The 15,236-nt window shown below is 36.1% G+C and carries 10 protein-coding genes and 1 pseudogene; all 11 read left to right on the forward strand.

All coding sequences use genetic code 11. The features are described 5' to 3' along the window. The first annotated feature begins 118 nt into the window (after nt 1–118). The 11 genes and pseudogenes from RI196_RS08630 (at nt 119) to RI196_RS08680 (ending at nt 15,228) form a co-directional block, all read left to right on the forward strand. The gene (locus RI196_RS08630; RefSeq protein ID WP_063389602.1) at nt 119–394 is read left to right on the forward strand and encodes a metal-sensing transcriptional repressor; all 276 of its coding nucleotides are present in this window, start codon (nt 119–121) and stop codon (nt 392–394) included. A 12-nt stretch (nt 395–406) separates the two neighbouring features. Continuing rightward, nucleotides 407–2,803: a heavy metal translocating P-type ATPase gene (locus RI196_RS08635; protein ID WP_144597019.1), complete on the forward strand. Its 2,397-nt coding sequence runs from the start codon at nt 407–409 to the stop codon at nt 2,801–2,803. A 57-nt stretch (nt 2,804–2,860) separates the two neighbouring features. Beyond that, nucleotides 2,861–3,064 (forward strand): copper chaperone CopZ, encoded by a 204-nt coding sequence (gene copZ / locus RI196_RS08640; protein WP_094245704.1) that lies wholly within the window; start codon nt 2,861–2,863, stop codon nt 3,062–3,064. A gap of 699 nt (nt 3,065–3,763) precedes the next feature. Next, nucleotides 3,764–4,213, forward strand: coding sequence for a DinB family protein (locus RI196_RS08645; RefSeq protein ID WP_063389576.1), 450 nt, complete (start codon nt 3,764–3,766; stop codon nt 4,211–4,213). Nucleotides 4,214–4,303: 90 nt separating this feature from the next. After that, nucleotides 4,304–4,646, forward strand: a pseudogene (locus tag RI196_RS08650) (PH domain-containing protein). Between the two features lie 444 nt (nt 4,647–5,090). Next, nucleotides 5,091–7,676: a PAS domain S-box protein gene (locus tag RI196_RS08655; RefSeq protein WP_311067259.1), complete on the forward strand. Its 2,586-nt coding sequence runs from the start codon at nt 5,091–5,093 to the stop codon at nt 7,674–7,676. A gap of 738 nt (nt 7,677–8,414) precedes the next feature. Further along, nucleotides 8,415–9,143 (forward strand): EAL domain-containing protein, encoded by a 729-nt coding sequence (locus RI196_RS08660; protein ID WP_066246638.1) that lies wholly within the window; start codon nt 8,415–8,417, stop codon nt 9,141–9,143. 60 nt (nt 9,144–9,203) lie between these two features. Beyond that, the gene (locus RI196_RS08665; protein ID WP_311067260.1) at nt 9,204–11,243 is read left to right on the forward strand and encodes a flagellar assembly protein A; all 2,040 of its coding nucleotides are present in this window, start codon (nt 9,204–9,206) and stop codon (nt 11,241–11,243) included. A gap of 99 nt (nt 11,244–11,342) precedes the next feature. Further along, a complete protein-coding gene (locus tag RI196_RS08670; protein WP_063389572.1) occupies nt 11,343–11,660 on the forward strand; it encodes an STAS domain-containing protein in 318 nt (105 codons plus the stop codon). A 601-nt stretch (nt 11,661–12,261) separates the two neighbouring features. Beyond that, nucleotides 12,262–12,993: a LytR/AlgR family response regulator transcription factor gene (locus RI196_RS08675; RefSeq protein WP_063389570.1), complete on the forward strand. Its 732-nt coding sequence runs from the start codon at nt 12,262–12,264 to the stop codon at nt 12,991–12,993. A 135-nt stretch (nt 12,994–13,128) separates the two neighbouring features. After that, nucleotides 13,129–15,228, forward strand: coding sequence for an HD domain-containing phosphohydrolase (locus RI196_RS08680; RefSeq protein ID WP_311067261.1), 2,100 nt, complete (start codon nt 13,129–13,131; stop codon nt 15,226–15,228). The last annotated feature ends 8 nt before the right edge of the window (nt 15,229–15,236 follow it).

The raw sequence follows: 15,236 nt of genomic DNA on the forward strand, positions 1-15,236 counted from the left end.
AAAAAACTAGGAAGCTGAATCATTTGCTTTTTATACCTATAACGGGTATAATGTATACAAACGAAAGAGGGGAGGGGTGTCAGTGACAGAAAATGAAAAACATGATCACGAGAAAATAATGGTTCCTAGAACTTCTGATGAAATAGACAAGCTTTTAAAGAGGCTGAAACGGATTGAAGGGCAGGTTCGCGGGGTACAAAAAATGATTGAGGACAATCGTTATTGCATTGATATTTTAGTCCAAATTTCAGCCATTCAAGCTGCGCTGCAAAAAGTAGGTTTCAACCTGTTGGAGCGGCATGCCAGCCATTGTGTTGCGAAAGCGATCAAAGAAGGAAGCGGTGATGAGTCGATTCGCGAGCTGATGGATGTGATCAAACAGTTTTCTAAATAAGAGGTGGAACAAATGAGCGAACAGAAGCTTGTCACATTAAACATTACCGGCATGACATGTGCTGCATGTTCCGCGCGCATTGAGAAAGTGCTGAATAAAATGGACGGAGTAGAGGCAACTGTCAATTTAGCGATGGAAAAAGCAACTATTCATTATAACCCTTCGAAACAAAATCTTTTAGACATCCAGCGGAAAATTGAACAGTTAGGTTACGGCGTCGAATCGGAAAAAGTAACATTGGATATTGAAGGCATGACGTGTGCCGCATGCAGTGCACGTATTGAAAAAGGGCTGAAAAGAACGGAAGGCGTTGTAAATGCGACTGTCAATTTAGCGACAAACAGCGCTGTTGTGGAATATAGGGAAGGCGTTGTTTCGGTTGAAGATCTTTTAGAGAAAATAAAAAAGCTTGGTTATAAAGGACAAGTTCGGGACGAGACTACCCATCAATCGGATCGAAAAAAAGAACAATTGCATCATAAAAAAAGAAAGCTTATTGTTTCTATTTTATTATCACTTCCTTTATTGTATACAATGATCGCCCATTTACCGTTTGAAACGGGGCTTGCGGTGCCGGATCTGTTTATGAATCCGTGGTTTCAGCTGTTGCTGGCAACACCTGTTCAATTTTATATCGGCGGCTCATTTTACACAGGAGCTTACCGGGCTTTAAGAAACAAAAGCGCAAACATGGACGTGCTCGTGGCGCTCGGCACATCAGCAGCCTACTTTTATAGTTTGTACGAAGCGATCAAATCAATCGGTCGTTCCGATCATATGCCGCATCTATATTTTGAAACGAGCGCAATCTTGATCACCCTAGTGCTCGTTGGAAAATATTTTGAAGCGATTGCAAAAGGTAGAACGACAGAAGCTATTTCCAAGCTGTTAAGCCTGCAAGCGAAGGACGCGCTTGTCATCCGTGACGGGAAGGAAGAATGGATCCCGCTGGAGCAAGTAAAAGTAGGGGATGAGATAATCGTAAAGCCCGGAGAAAAAATTCCAGTCGATGGAACGGTCATTTCTGGAATGTCTTCTGTCGATGAATCGATGATCACAGGTGAATCTATCCCGGTTGAGAAAAAAGTAGGGGATGCAGTAATTGGCTCCACAATCAATACAAACGGCCTTTTAACAATACGGGCAGAAAAGGTTGGGAAGGATACCGCTCTTGCCAACATCATTAAAATTGTTGAAGAAGCGCAAGGATCGAAAGCGCCAATACAGCGAATGGCCGATGTCATATCCGGTATATTCGTTCCTATTGTTGTAGGCGTTGCGATCGTGATGTTTGCTGTTTGGTATTTGTTCATAACGCCATATGATATGGCAAGAGCGTTAGAAGTAGCGATTTCTATTCTTGTCATCGCCTGTCCTTGTGCACTCGGATTGGCGACGCCGACATCGATCATGGTCGGATCAGGAAAAGGGGCAGAAAACGGGATTTTATTTAAAGGGGGAGAGCATCTAGAAGAAACACATAAAATCAATGCGGTCCTCCTTGACAAAACGGGAACGGTAACAAAAGGAAAACCGGAAGTGACCGATTGTATTGAATTAAAAACAGGCATGCTTTATTATGCCGCTTCTGCGGAGAGCGCTTCTGAACATCCGCTTGCCCAAGCAATTGTGGAATTCGGTAAAGCACGTTCCATCAACATACAAAAGCCGGAGCATTTTAAAGCCGTGACTGGACATGGCATCGAAGCCAAAGTAGATGGAAAACATATACTTGTTGGCACAAGAAAGCTGATGAAAGAACGGTCGATTGCAACTTCAGACCATGAGGAGAAAATGGTGAAGCTTGAATCAGAAGGAAAAACAGCTATGCTAGTTGCAATTGATGGGGAGCTTTCCGGCATCATCGCTGTCGCTGATACTATTAAAGAAAGCTCAAAAAAAGCCATTCAAACATTGAAGGAAATGGGAATCAACATATTTATGGCAACGGGAGACAATAAAAGAACAGCGGAAACAGTAGCGAAGGAAGCGGGGATCGGGCAAGTATATGCTGAAGTGCTTCCGGAGGAAAAAGCGAAAATCGTGGAGGATCTACAAAAGCAAGGATATCGTGTAGCAATGGTTGGAGACGGAATGAATGACGCACCCGCTCTAGCAGTTGCCGACATCGGCATGGCGATCGGAACCGGGACAGATGTCGCCATCGAAACGGCTGACGTCACCTTGGTCGGAGGCGATTTAACACACATTCCAAAAGCGATTTCCTTGAGCCAAAAAACGATGAAAAACATTCGGCAAAACTTATTTTGGGCTCTTTTCTACAATTCAATCGGCATACCAGTTGCCGCCCTTGGCCTCTTGGAGCCTTGGATCGCCGGAGCAGCGATGGCACTCAGTTCAGTTTCCGTTGTCACAAACGCGCTGCGTCTAAAACGAATTAAACTGTAAAGTATTTGCAACGATTTAATCTGAATATCTTAAAATCATACTAAGGAGGAAATGAAAATGAATCTTACATTTCAAGTAGAAGGAATGTCTTGCAATCACTGCAAAATGGCTGTTACAAACGCTCTAAAAGAGCTGGACGGAGTCGAAAAGGTCGAAGTATCACTTGAAAAAGGAACTGTTGAGGTAGAATATGACGACAAAAAAGTAACAATTGAAAAAATGAAAAACGCCATTGAAGATCAAGGCTACGATGTCAAGTAACCATCCTCTCCTAAAAGGGGATGGTTTTCCTTTTGCTAGTTCTATATGAAGAGCTTCATGCCTCAAAAGGTTGAAAAGAAGAGTCAGGCTATTACAACCTCTTTCCTTCTATAGATATAAATATTAACTATTTGTCGTTTGATGTCAGCATGCCCCTTTCCTTCTTCTATTATTAAATACTAACTGATAGAAAGTAAACTATTGATTGCTTGATCTGTCAAGCAAGCATATGATCTATCCGACTTTTAAAGTTTGCGAAATGATTGAACGAATCAATGAGAAAATCGGCTGTCAAGCAGGTATATTGAATATGTAATTTTGCATAATATTTGACAGAAGTTGGATTAATAATAGAGAGCTTAATTATGCTCGCAGACTGAAAAAATGTTTAAATTTTTAAGCGAACTCATGTTATAATTGTTTCAACACTTGTCATTTTGCGAGGCAGAATGCAAAACTCTGAACAATCTTTGGAGTTTCTTTCCCAAAAAGTTTTAAAAGGTTGGATATCTCCCAATTTGATAAAACAGTCAAAAACAGGAATTCATAATCAGCTTGCCAACAATAAATTATTAGAATATTCGGAAGATATACCGTGTATTTGACGAACTTTTATACGATAAAACCTAATCATTGTCAGTTAACTCAAAGGAACAGCATTTGCTGCATACATAGTAAAGTAAAGAAGGAGGATTTTTATTGGAAACGATTCAAAAGATGTTTGAGCACTTGCATTGGGCGAACGAGCGTATATTAGACACTTTGCAAAAGATTGAAGGGGAAAATAATGGAGCGCTGCGCTTGTTTTCGCATATTCTTTTAACTGAAAAACTATGGTTTACAAGATTACAAGGATTGGACAGCTCACACATTGCGATTTGGGAGGATGTACATATAGATGCCTGTGCAGAACTTGCAAAACAAAATGAACAGAGCATTACATCGTTTTTGAAAAATTTGACGAATCGTGATTTAGACAACATTGTCACTTACAAAAACAGTAAAGGAATCGAGTTTCAAAATACATTAAGGGAAATTTTAACTCATGTCGCTTTGCACGGACATTACCATCGAGGACAGATCAACTTGAGACTGCGATCTGAACGGCATGAACCAGTGAACGTTGATTTTATCACATTTGTAAGATAAGCTCCAAGACAGTTTGCCAAAATTATGTTTATTGTTCATAAATGAAGCAAATAGGGGATGAAATCAGGTATGGCAAATGAAGGTTCTATTATGACTTGGACGTTTTATGAAGAGACAGATGTTCCAAAAGAAGTGGAGGAAATTTTAATTGAAGGGGAAACTGCGGAAGCTGCGTATAAAACGGTTCGAGATGTTGCGGTCGTGACGAACAAAAGAATAATCATTGCCGATCGTCAAGAATTACAGGTAAAAAATGGAAATCTACACCATTCCATTTAAATCGATTGTCATGTATTCTTCTGAAAATGGAGGAAAGATTGACCTTAATGCAGAACTCGAACTATGGGCTAGGGCAGGGAAATTCAAATTATTATTAAATAAAAAAGTGAATATTCGGAAGCTTGATCGAATTATTGCAAGTCATATTCTGTAGTTGTACTCTTTAAATCAAAAGAATTTTTATATTTTACAAAAATAAATAAATATAACATTTACAATGCTGCACTAAGAGATTTTTGAATCAATAGGTGCAATAAAATGCAAAGATTGTTAAGAACATTTAAAATTGCTTCTATGAAATTTTTCATATAGAATGATTGTTTGAGAGCAATAGCACCTATAAAATTTCTTAAATCTCGGTGCTTTTTTTGTTTTTTCAATACTAGGATGACGCTTTAAATTCCGCTTTTTAATAAAAGTATCCCGCTTATCTGCAAAGTTCTTTGGCATATTACTCCACCGTCTTCAAAAAACAGTTTTAATATTTTACTAAAAAAACTGTTCCGTTCTGTTCAAAATGGTTCCACAGAGTAAAAATAATTGTCTAACCTTCTTTATTTGTTTATGATGTAAGCAAATAAGATAAGGTGTGTGAAACATGGAAGCTTTGTTTAATTGGGAGTTAGTGATTTCATCTGTCGTCATGGCAATCATTGCTTCTTTTTTTTCTGTTCACATGATTCAGAACATACAGGTGTCTACTGAAAAGGATAAGTGGTTATACATAATGTTAGGAACGATATGGGTAGGGTTAGGAATTTGGTCGATGCAATTTATTGACATGCTCGGTGATGATTTATATTTGATTGCAACGTATTACACCGTCTGTACGTTATTATCTTTTTTGCTAGGGATCATTGCATCATTCGCTGCTTTTTCCATGAAAGATAAACAAAAAAATGTTTCTAATGCAGCGGCGATTTCGATTGTAGTGGGTTTAAGTATTTTTGTAATATATTATATTGGTATAAAATCATTGAAAGGGAATGAATATGACGGATTTTATTCCGTTCTTTCTAACTTAATCGCTTTTGTTTTAGCGGGAGCAGTGATTGCCTTTTTCCATCACAATAAGCGATCTCAAAAGCTTCAAATGAAAGCGATCATAATACCTTCAATTGTTTTGGGATTGGGTATTTTCATTTTTCAATACACGGTAATGAATGAAATAAAAAAAGCTGGATTATTCATATATGAGCAGATTTATTCGGTTTCTACATTGCTGGCAAATCAACTTCTCCTTTCAATCATCATGATTTTTATGATTTTTGCATTTGTTCAAAAAGAAAAAAACAAGCTAGAAAGAAAGTTTGAAACAACAAATCTATATTACGAGTCATTGATTTCGTATAATCCGTATATCGTTTTCATCATTAATATCGACGGAATGATTACGAATATAAATCCTAAAGGATTAGAAATCTTAAAAGCAAAAAAAGAACAAATGATTCATCAATCGATTTTTTCGTTTTTGCCTCAAGACGATGCCGAAAGGGTAAAACAGAAAATGAATCGTTTGTTGGAGCATAACGAAAATGAAATAGAAGTTTCGTTTAAAAATAGTAAAGGTGAATGGATTCCTTTACTTTTAACGTTTGTCCCTATGATCGTTGAAGGAAAAAATGAAGGTTTTTTCGTCATCGCCAAAGATATGAAAGAATTAAAACAATATCAAAAACGACTTCGAAAAATGCAGAAAGATTTAATGAATACATTAGAACGCCAGCAAGGAATGACATTTAAGTTCGTCAAAATAAACGATCAGTTTATCCATACGTTATGTGCAGGGGAATTGCTCTATAAACTTGGCTATTCTCCCCATGAGATTATTGGAAAGGATTTGCGGGATTTTTTGCCGAAAGAAGTCGCTGAAGGGCAGCTTCGAGCTTATCAGAAAGCCTGGAATGGCGAGATTGTCCATTTTGAGGGAAAGCTGAACGGATATGATTACTTGGCTGTGTTAAGTCCGGTTATAGAAAATGGAAAAGTTGTTGAAGTCATCGGTTCTTGTGTAGACATAACCGTCAGAAAAGAGCAGGAAATGAAATTAAATGAGTCGAATGCACTAAGACGGACGATTATTGACAATCTGCCAATCGGAATTGTTGTGATTGATCATGAAATGAAGATTATCGCCTTAAATAAGACGATATTGAAAATTTTTCAAATCAATGAGCCAATAAAACAGCTGATTGGGAAAAACATCACAAATTATTTTCCAGCCGTTGGCCGAAATGTTGAAGAGAACACAGGGGAAGTATCAAAGATTTTCACTCCCTATAAGCATTTCTCTGATGAAGTGAACATCAAAAATAGTAAAATCTTGAAAAGAAGTTATTTTCCTTTTTATATGGACGGGAAACTGAAAGGCCATTTATGGACGTTTGAAGATATAACAGAACAAAAGAAGATGGAAAACAGCATTATTCAGGCGAAAGAAGAAGCCGTCAAAGCCAATATGGCGAAATCGGAATTTTTATCGAAAATGAGTCATGAATTAAGAACGCCGTTAAATGGAATCCTTGGTTTTTCTCATTTGTTGGAACTAGATAAAACGTTAACGGAGCAGCAGCAAGCATTTGTGGAAGAAATTTTAAAAGGAGGCCGCCATTTATTAAATTTGATTAATGAAATTTTAGATCTTTCCAGAATTGAAACAGGAAAAATAAAAATTTCAAATGACGAAGTACAAATTGATTCGGTCATATGTGAATGTATAGCATTGATGAAGCCAGCGGCAAACAAAAAAAGGATCAAAATCATCAAAAGCATTGATCAGTGTGTGGATCAAATGATCCACATTGATTCGTTAAGATTAAAACAAGTCATTTTAAATTTGTTAGATAACGCGATTAAATATAATGTTGAAGGTGGACAGATCCATATAACCTGTAAATGTCAAAACGGATTTCTAGTTATTCACATAATTGATACCGGAATCGGGATATGCGAAGAAGAATTGAAAAAAATATATGAACCTTTTTATCGTATTCAACATGTGCAAGTTGAAGGAACCGGTCTCGGACTTTCACTTGTAAAACAACTGATAGAGCTGATGAACGGGGAATTTGGGGTTGTTAGCAAAATAGGAGAAGGAAGTGACTTTTGGATTAAACTGCCTATGTTGAATCGAGAAACGAATCATGCTGTTAAGAAAGATCTAGAACACAGGCAGCACCATTAATATATATATATAAACTGTTTTCTATGTTTACGGAAAATGCCGCATGAGTTATGGGAAAAATGTTATTTTGTTCAAATAGGTTAAAAGAGTTCCGTTTAATGTTGGAATTTAATGACTGATCGTTCAGTTGCCTTGTTACAAAGTGTTTTGCAATATTCAATATGCAAAAGTAAAAGGTTTGATGAAAATCAAAGCTTTTTTCATTCCAGTGATAATGAAAACCTTTTCTTAAGCAAAAGATACCATCTTGTGGAAATACAGGAAATGAGAATTATAAAAAACTTTATTAGACGAACACGTCAAACTTGCCGGCAATGTCGAAAAAGCAGAAGAATTTCATACTTGAACAGGAGGCTTGCTAATCATAGCAGCTTCTTTTTTTCATAAATACAATTTCCTAGTTACAAAATCATGAATACAAGACAATGACGATTCTGAAGCTTTTCCTTCTGGATTCAAACTTCTGCTAAAAAAAATGAAATAATTTTAGTATGATTATTTAGTCATAGGTCTTTTTTGCTATTGTTTTTAGTTCAAAAGAACTATTTGGGCAATATTTGTAAGTTTGAATAAAAAAGTCGTAAAATGTCGGATTTTTGACATATTCTGTCCTCTATCATTTTTCTTAAGTCAAAATACGTTCCTCTCATGCTGGAGGCTGGTTAGACAATAAGTTGGAATACAGTTACATTGAACATAGAACAAAAATATCATAAAACATGGCAAGGGAGGGAAAAGATGAGAAACAGTGCAGCCAATAAAATGGAATCAGTTTATCAACCGATTTGGGATTTAAATAATTGGAATGTATTTGGATATGAGGCATTTTTAACCTTTCCAGATGGCCAAATGGACATAGAAAAAATATATGAACTGGCACGGGGAAAAGGATGTCTTTATGAACTGAACATAAAGGCGATATTAAATGCGATTACGTGTTTTCCGATTGAACGTTTGGATGATTCATTAATATTCGTCAATCTTTTCCCTTCCACACTCATTCATCATCAATTCGAAAAATTTGTCGAGCGGTTATTGAAACAATATCCTCAAATACAAGAAAAAGTTGTATTTCAAATAAATCATACACCAAGTGAAAAGCATATATGGGACTTGCCAGATTTAAAAGATAAAATAAACATGTTAAAGAAAAACGGTTTTGATGTAGCATTATATGGCGTTGGAAATGGAACGGCTGTTTTACAACAAATTGTTGATTTTTCAGCAAGCTATATTAAACTTGATCGGCATTTTACTAAAGAATTATATCGTTCTAAAGAAAAACAGCACATTGTCTCGCTTTTAGTGCAATATGCAAAACAACAAATCACTATTATCTTGGAAGGAATCGAAAAGGAGATGGACTTAGCTAAGGCAAAATTGTTAAAAGTTCCTGTTGGCCAAGGAAATTTATTAGGAAAACCAGAAAAATCAGCCGTCCACACCATTGAAGATATTTTTCGATAAGCACTCCGACAGATGAATGAACATGTTTCTCCTGAATTTTATATGGAGAGGTAGATGCAAATGAATCAGTCAGTTTTAGCGAAAGGAAAAAACATACAGGAAGCGATCGAACTAGGTTTGAGTATTTTAGGGACTGATAAGGAGAAAGTTTCGATTGAAATCATCGAAAAAGGCGGCAAAGGATTTTGGAAAATTGGTTCTAAACAGGCGATCGTCAGATTAACAAAGCTGGATGATCAGGAAACATCTTCTAAGCAAAGCTCTATAAAACAGGATCCCTTAGAACAGATCATTGATTCGTTAGAAATCGAATCATTTGCAAGCTCTGAACCAATAAAAGAAAATTCATTAGAAGGTAAAGTGTGGATAAAAGATGGAAAATTATATTGCCAGCCAGCTTCAAATAAATACCCGACCGTTACTGTTGGAAAAGGAATAAAGTTGTATAAAAATGGTCAACTCATTACCGGAACAACCATCGTAACAGAAATGGATGAGTATAAAATTCAAACGGATGAAGTTGTAACGGAAGGTAAATGGGATATTACGATCGACTCTGACAAGCTGCATGTTTTTTTACAAATAGAACCAGGGTATCGAAAAACGTATAAAGTGAAAGATATCGAACCTAGTGAGCATATTGTATTAGAAGGAGAAGAAATTGTTGAAACGATTCCAGCAGTTGATTACAATCAAATTTTAAAAAAACTAGAAGAGCTGCGAGTTATTCATGGATTTAACCATAATGAGATTATTAAAGCAATTCATACGGACCGGCCAGGAAAATTTACAATTGCATCTGACATGAAACCAAAAGAAGGGGAAAATGGAAAAATCGAGCTTCTCGTTGATTTAAATAAAGGAGCAAAAGTGAAAGAAAAAGAAGACGGAACCGTCGATTTTCGTGAAAAACAGGAGTTCCCTTCAGTTGAAAAAGGACAGGTCATTGCTATTGTACATCCTCCTGTCCCTGGAATACCTGGAATTACGGTTACGAACGAACCTTTACCACCTAAACCGACATATCCGCTTACGATTCAGCCGGGAAAGGGAATCGCTCTTATCGAGCAAGGTAAAAAAATTTTAGCTACAGAAACGGGGCGTCCTCTCATTGAACAAAGGGGATTAATCGTCAGAGTATCTATATTGCCAAAACTTGTACATTCTCATGATGTGAATTTATTATCAGGAAACATTCGTTTTAAGGGTGATCTGGACGTTCTTGGCAATGTGGAAGAGGGAATGGTTGTAGAGGCGGATGGAAACATTTTGATTCAAAAAAATGTATATGGAGCTACAATTTCATCGAAAAATGCCATTGTCGTTCATGGAAGCTTTATTAAAAGCACAATCTCAGCAGGAAAACAAAATATTTATTCATCCGAGCTCATTCGATTATTAACAAGCATTCAAGAGCAAATGGATCAATTGATCAAATCCATTTATCAAGTCATTAAGCTCCCTGCATATAAAATGTCAGACTATTCATCAAAAGGATTACAGCCGTTAATAAAAATTTTGCTTGAAAAAAAGTTCAATAATTTGCTTACGCTTGTAAAGCAATATATTGCGACCTGCAATAATGGGAGTCATATTTTAGAGCTGGAATGGTTAACAATTAGCGAACAGTTAAGACTATGTTTCCTTTCACCTGCTGTAAATGAATACCATACGATCGAAAAAATCAATCAGCTCATGCAAAAAATAACTGAACTGTTAGAGCGGCAAAAAAATGAACAGGATGATCACTGTTTTGTCAAACTAAAGTATGCTCAAAATAGCACCATTTATTCCCGAGGGGACATTTTTATAACTGGACAAGGCTGTTTTAACAGCAAAGTGTATGCTGGTGGAACGATCGCCATAAAAAATGTCCTCAGAGGCGGGGAAATATTTTCCGAAAAAGAGGTCATGGTGAGAGAGAGCGGTTCAGAAAGCGGGGTTATGACAAAAATCAGCGTGCCAAGCAATGGAAAAATTATCATTGATCATGCCAATGAAGGGACAATCATCGAAATAGGAAAAATGAAGCATGTGTTTCATGAAGGGAAAAGAAACATAATAGCGAAATTAGATAAAAATGGAAATCTTGTATTTTAGCGACATAAAAACAGTTGACGTTTGAAAAAGGACGTGCCGTTTATAAAAAGATTTTTCAGCAAAACGAACAGGCATGATTTAGAAAGGAAGAATTTTTGTATGTTTTCTTATAGCCTCGATCAATTGAACGAAAAAGCATACGTCCGGTTTGTCGGAGATTTAGATATTGAAGTCGCGGAATTAATGGAAACAGAAATTATTCCGGCTCTGCAAACCTATACAAATATTGAGTTTGATTTTCAAGAAGTTCCTTTCGTTGATTCCACCGGGATTGGACTGTTATTAAATTTAATCGAGACAGTCAAAAAGAATGGGTTGGATGTTCAAGTGAAAATAAAAAACGTTCAACCTTTAGTGAAAGATGTATTTGATATGCTCCAATTAGATAAAATTTTAGGAGAAAATGTATTTGTATAGGTATTACGATAATGAAGTGGGATGAGTGCTATTTTAGAAGCAGAAAACAACATGTAGACGATGCAGTATTGGTAGAAATCAGCAAAACAGCCGATTTCTACCTTTTGATATGTAAAAAAATACTAATATTAGCATTTTGTGTATTTTACAGATTGTTGAGACTGAGTTGGGAGCCCGGGGAAAAATCAAATTTTTTCTATAATGTTTCTGTTAAAATAATTTTTATTTCAAATTGGCATCCCGGTGGTTTTATATCGGGAAAAGATTTGAATTGCAGAACGATCCTTGCAGAAATCGACGCATTTCAACTTTTTCGCAGCTTGCAAGTATCTTTTCGGCGACAAAATTTGATTATAATGAAAAACTTATTTTATGAAAATATTTATGTGAAATTCATAAAGCAAAACGGCTTTTCAGCATTTTAAGTACTTGGATAAACATCGAAGACGCTGTCTGCATCATGGAGACATCCAACAAGGAAAGATGCCGGTTTCATCCGCAATTCATGCTTTCCTTTTGAAAAGGAACATCATCATCCATGCAGAATACACAATAAACTCAAAAAGACGGCACGCAAACTAGAGCAACGAGGTGGAGATTTATGGAGAAATACAAACTGATTATTGCAGATGATGATCACCCTTCAAGACTGATTTTATCCCATTTTATTCAATTGTTCCCCCAATATGAAATCGTCTGTGAGGCAGCTGACGGAGAAGAATTAATTCAACGATTTATGAAGAAAATTCCTGATATTGTTTTAGTTGATGTCGATATGCCGAAAATTAACGGAATGGAAGCTATGAAAATATGTAAAGAAATTCATCCGTCCTTGCAAGTCATCTTTACAACTGGGTATGATGAATTTGCTGTTGAGGCATTTAATCTGTCTGCTACAGATTATATCGTAAAGCCAATTGAACGGACTCGATTATTTACGGCGCTTGAAAAGGCGAAAAAAGCGATTGAAATAGAGAAAAAATTATTAAACAAGCATCCATTTAAAGAGATTAAAAAGCTTTCGATTAAATCGAATCAAACCTTTCATTACATCTCATCGGACGACATCCTTTTTATTGAGAAGAACGGAAGAAAAACGGTGTTTCATACTGCAGAACATCAACACGAAACAAACGAATCCCTGCAAGAAATAGAAGGGAAATTGCCTTGTAATTTCTATAAAACTCATCGTTCCTATATTGTTAATTTGAAAAAGATCATAAAAATTGAACCACAAGGCGAAACGTATGCCGCCCATTTTTCTGGAAGCGATAAAGTTGCCTACATTTCGAAATTGAAAATACAAGAGGTGCACGGATTGTTAAGGGCATGATATTTGCAAGGGAGAAGTTCTAAAATGGATTTTTTCTTTTTTATATTGAAAAAGCTTTAAAAATTATTCGGGGATTTTTCATTCAATTCGTAAAATATGTCTGACCCGAGTTTTTAAAAGAAAGGTGTATCATACATGCCGATCTTGTTGAAAGAGAAAGGGTTCATGCTTATTGTCATCGGCTTTGGCCTGCCCATTATTCTAATACAATTATGGAGTTTAGAGAAAACACATATACCATTTGCCATTTTAATAGCGATTCTTGCAGGGATATTAGAAATATTTCCTATCGAACTCCGCAATGGTAAGAAGCTTTCTTGTTCAAGCATTTTTAACATTGTGGTTCTTGTTCAAATGGGAATTCCGGAAGCTGTGATTGTTGTTCTCATCGCTTCTTTATTCTTATTTTACAATAGCAAATTAAGCTTTATTTCTTGGTTATTTCAGGCCAGTCAATGTGCGGTTGCTGTTTTTTTATCAGGATTTGTATTTGAGTATTTTTTTGGCAAACTCGGCGTTTTTACATATATAACCTCCGTTTTCGCATTTGCATGCACAACGTTTATATATTTTTTCATCTTTTTTGCCATTACAATGATCTATAAGAGTCTCGTTTTCTCTCAAAATTTTTCGGATGTTTTGAAAACAGAGATGAATGATACATTGCTAGCATTTGCTGTGACATTTATTTTAGGATTTCGGCTTGCTGCTATTGATTACGATCAACAGCCTTTTCCATTTTGGTTTGAAACGATCTTTGCCGTCGCTGTTTTTCTATTCGCTCGATCCATTGCTCAAGTACTAGTTCGTCATAGAAAAAACCATTTGACGACCTTAGAAAATATTACACAGTATATGGAACAAAAAGTTCATTTGCCGAAGGGGCATTCTAAAAGGGTAGGAGATTTAGCACGCCGCATCGCAGAAGAGTTAAAGTTAAGCCCCAAACATGTTGATGCTGTTCATTACGCTGCCTTGTTGCATGATATTGGAAAAATACAAATGGAGCATGAAATTTTTCAGAAGCGAGGGGCTCTTACGCTTGAAGAAGAAAAGCTTTATAAACAACATTCCGAGTTAGGGGCAAAGATGGTTTCAGCAATATCGGGAATCGAAAAAGCTGCCCAGTATGTCCGTTTTCATCACGAACAATGGGATGGAAAAGGCTATCCGGATGGAAAAAAAGGAGAAGAAATTCCATTGGGAGCCCGCATTATTGCTGCGGCAAATGAGTATGACAAATTGATGCATTCTTCTGGAATTATCAATCAAAAGAAAGCTTTTCAAAATTTAAAGAATACAAAACTTGATCCAAAATTAGTAGAAATTGTTTTAAAAATAGCTGATTTCAAAAAGGCAGGCAAAGATCATCATCCGGGATTGATTCAGGCTCAAAATCAGCAGCACTTTCACGATATAAAATATAAAGGCTCGAAGCTTCTGAAAGATTTTGCTGTTGTACAAGCTGTATTTTATCAAAATGGCAGCTTCTATCATATAAATGGCGAAAAAGTTCAGATTCCTTGTGAACAACAAATCAAAAGCCTGATTACGAATCATCCTATTCAAAATGGATATGCACATGAATTTATTGAAGATGTTCCAAGTCGGAAAATGTATAACGTTCATTGGATCTGTTTGGAAAAGAAAATATTATGTCTATTGTTTGATGTAAGTCATTTACGAGAATATGAGAGAAAACAAGAATTGAGGATACGTACAATTTACCGTGATTGTTTATACGCCGTCACACAAGGAAAATTGACTCTGATTGAACGGGAAGAATTAAAAAGCTTTAATCAAGGTGAGAAAATTGCAGAATTTCCTGTTTCTGAAAAAAATGATGTTGCGGCATGTAGAACATTTATTGACCAGTTGTTAAAAGATCGGCATATTTCAGAAAAGAAAAGATATAATGTGCTCTTATCTATTTCTGAAGCTGTAACAAATGTATTAAAGCATGCGGTTGAAGGAAAAATGAAAGTTTATTTGAACCATGATTGGTTAAAAGTGATTGTAGAAGATAAAGGAAATGGCATCAAATTAAGCGAACTGCCGAAATCAATATTGTTAGAAGGTTATTCCAGCAAACGGTCATTTGGGCACGGTTTCAGCATTATGTTAAAAATGATGGATAAAATTTCAATATATACAAGTACAGAAGGAACGACGATTATTTTAGAAGTAGATTTAAAGGATCGACTCATAGAGAGAAGAAAAAACATTCCATTATGATAAAGATC

Origin of the sequence: Aeribacillus composti, from assembly GCF_031760945.1 — a bacterium.
Classification (GTDB): Bacteria; Bacillota; Bacilli; order Bacillales; family Aeribacillaceae; genus Aeribacillus; species Aeribacillus composti.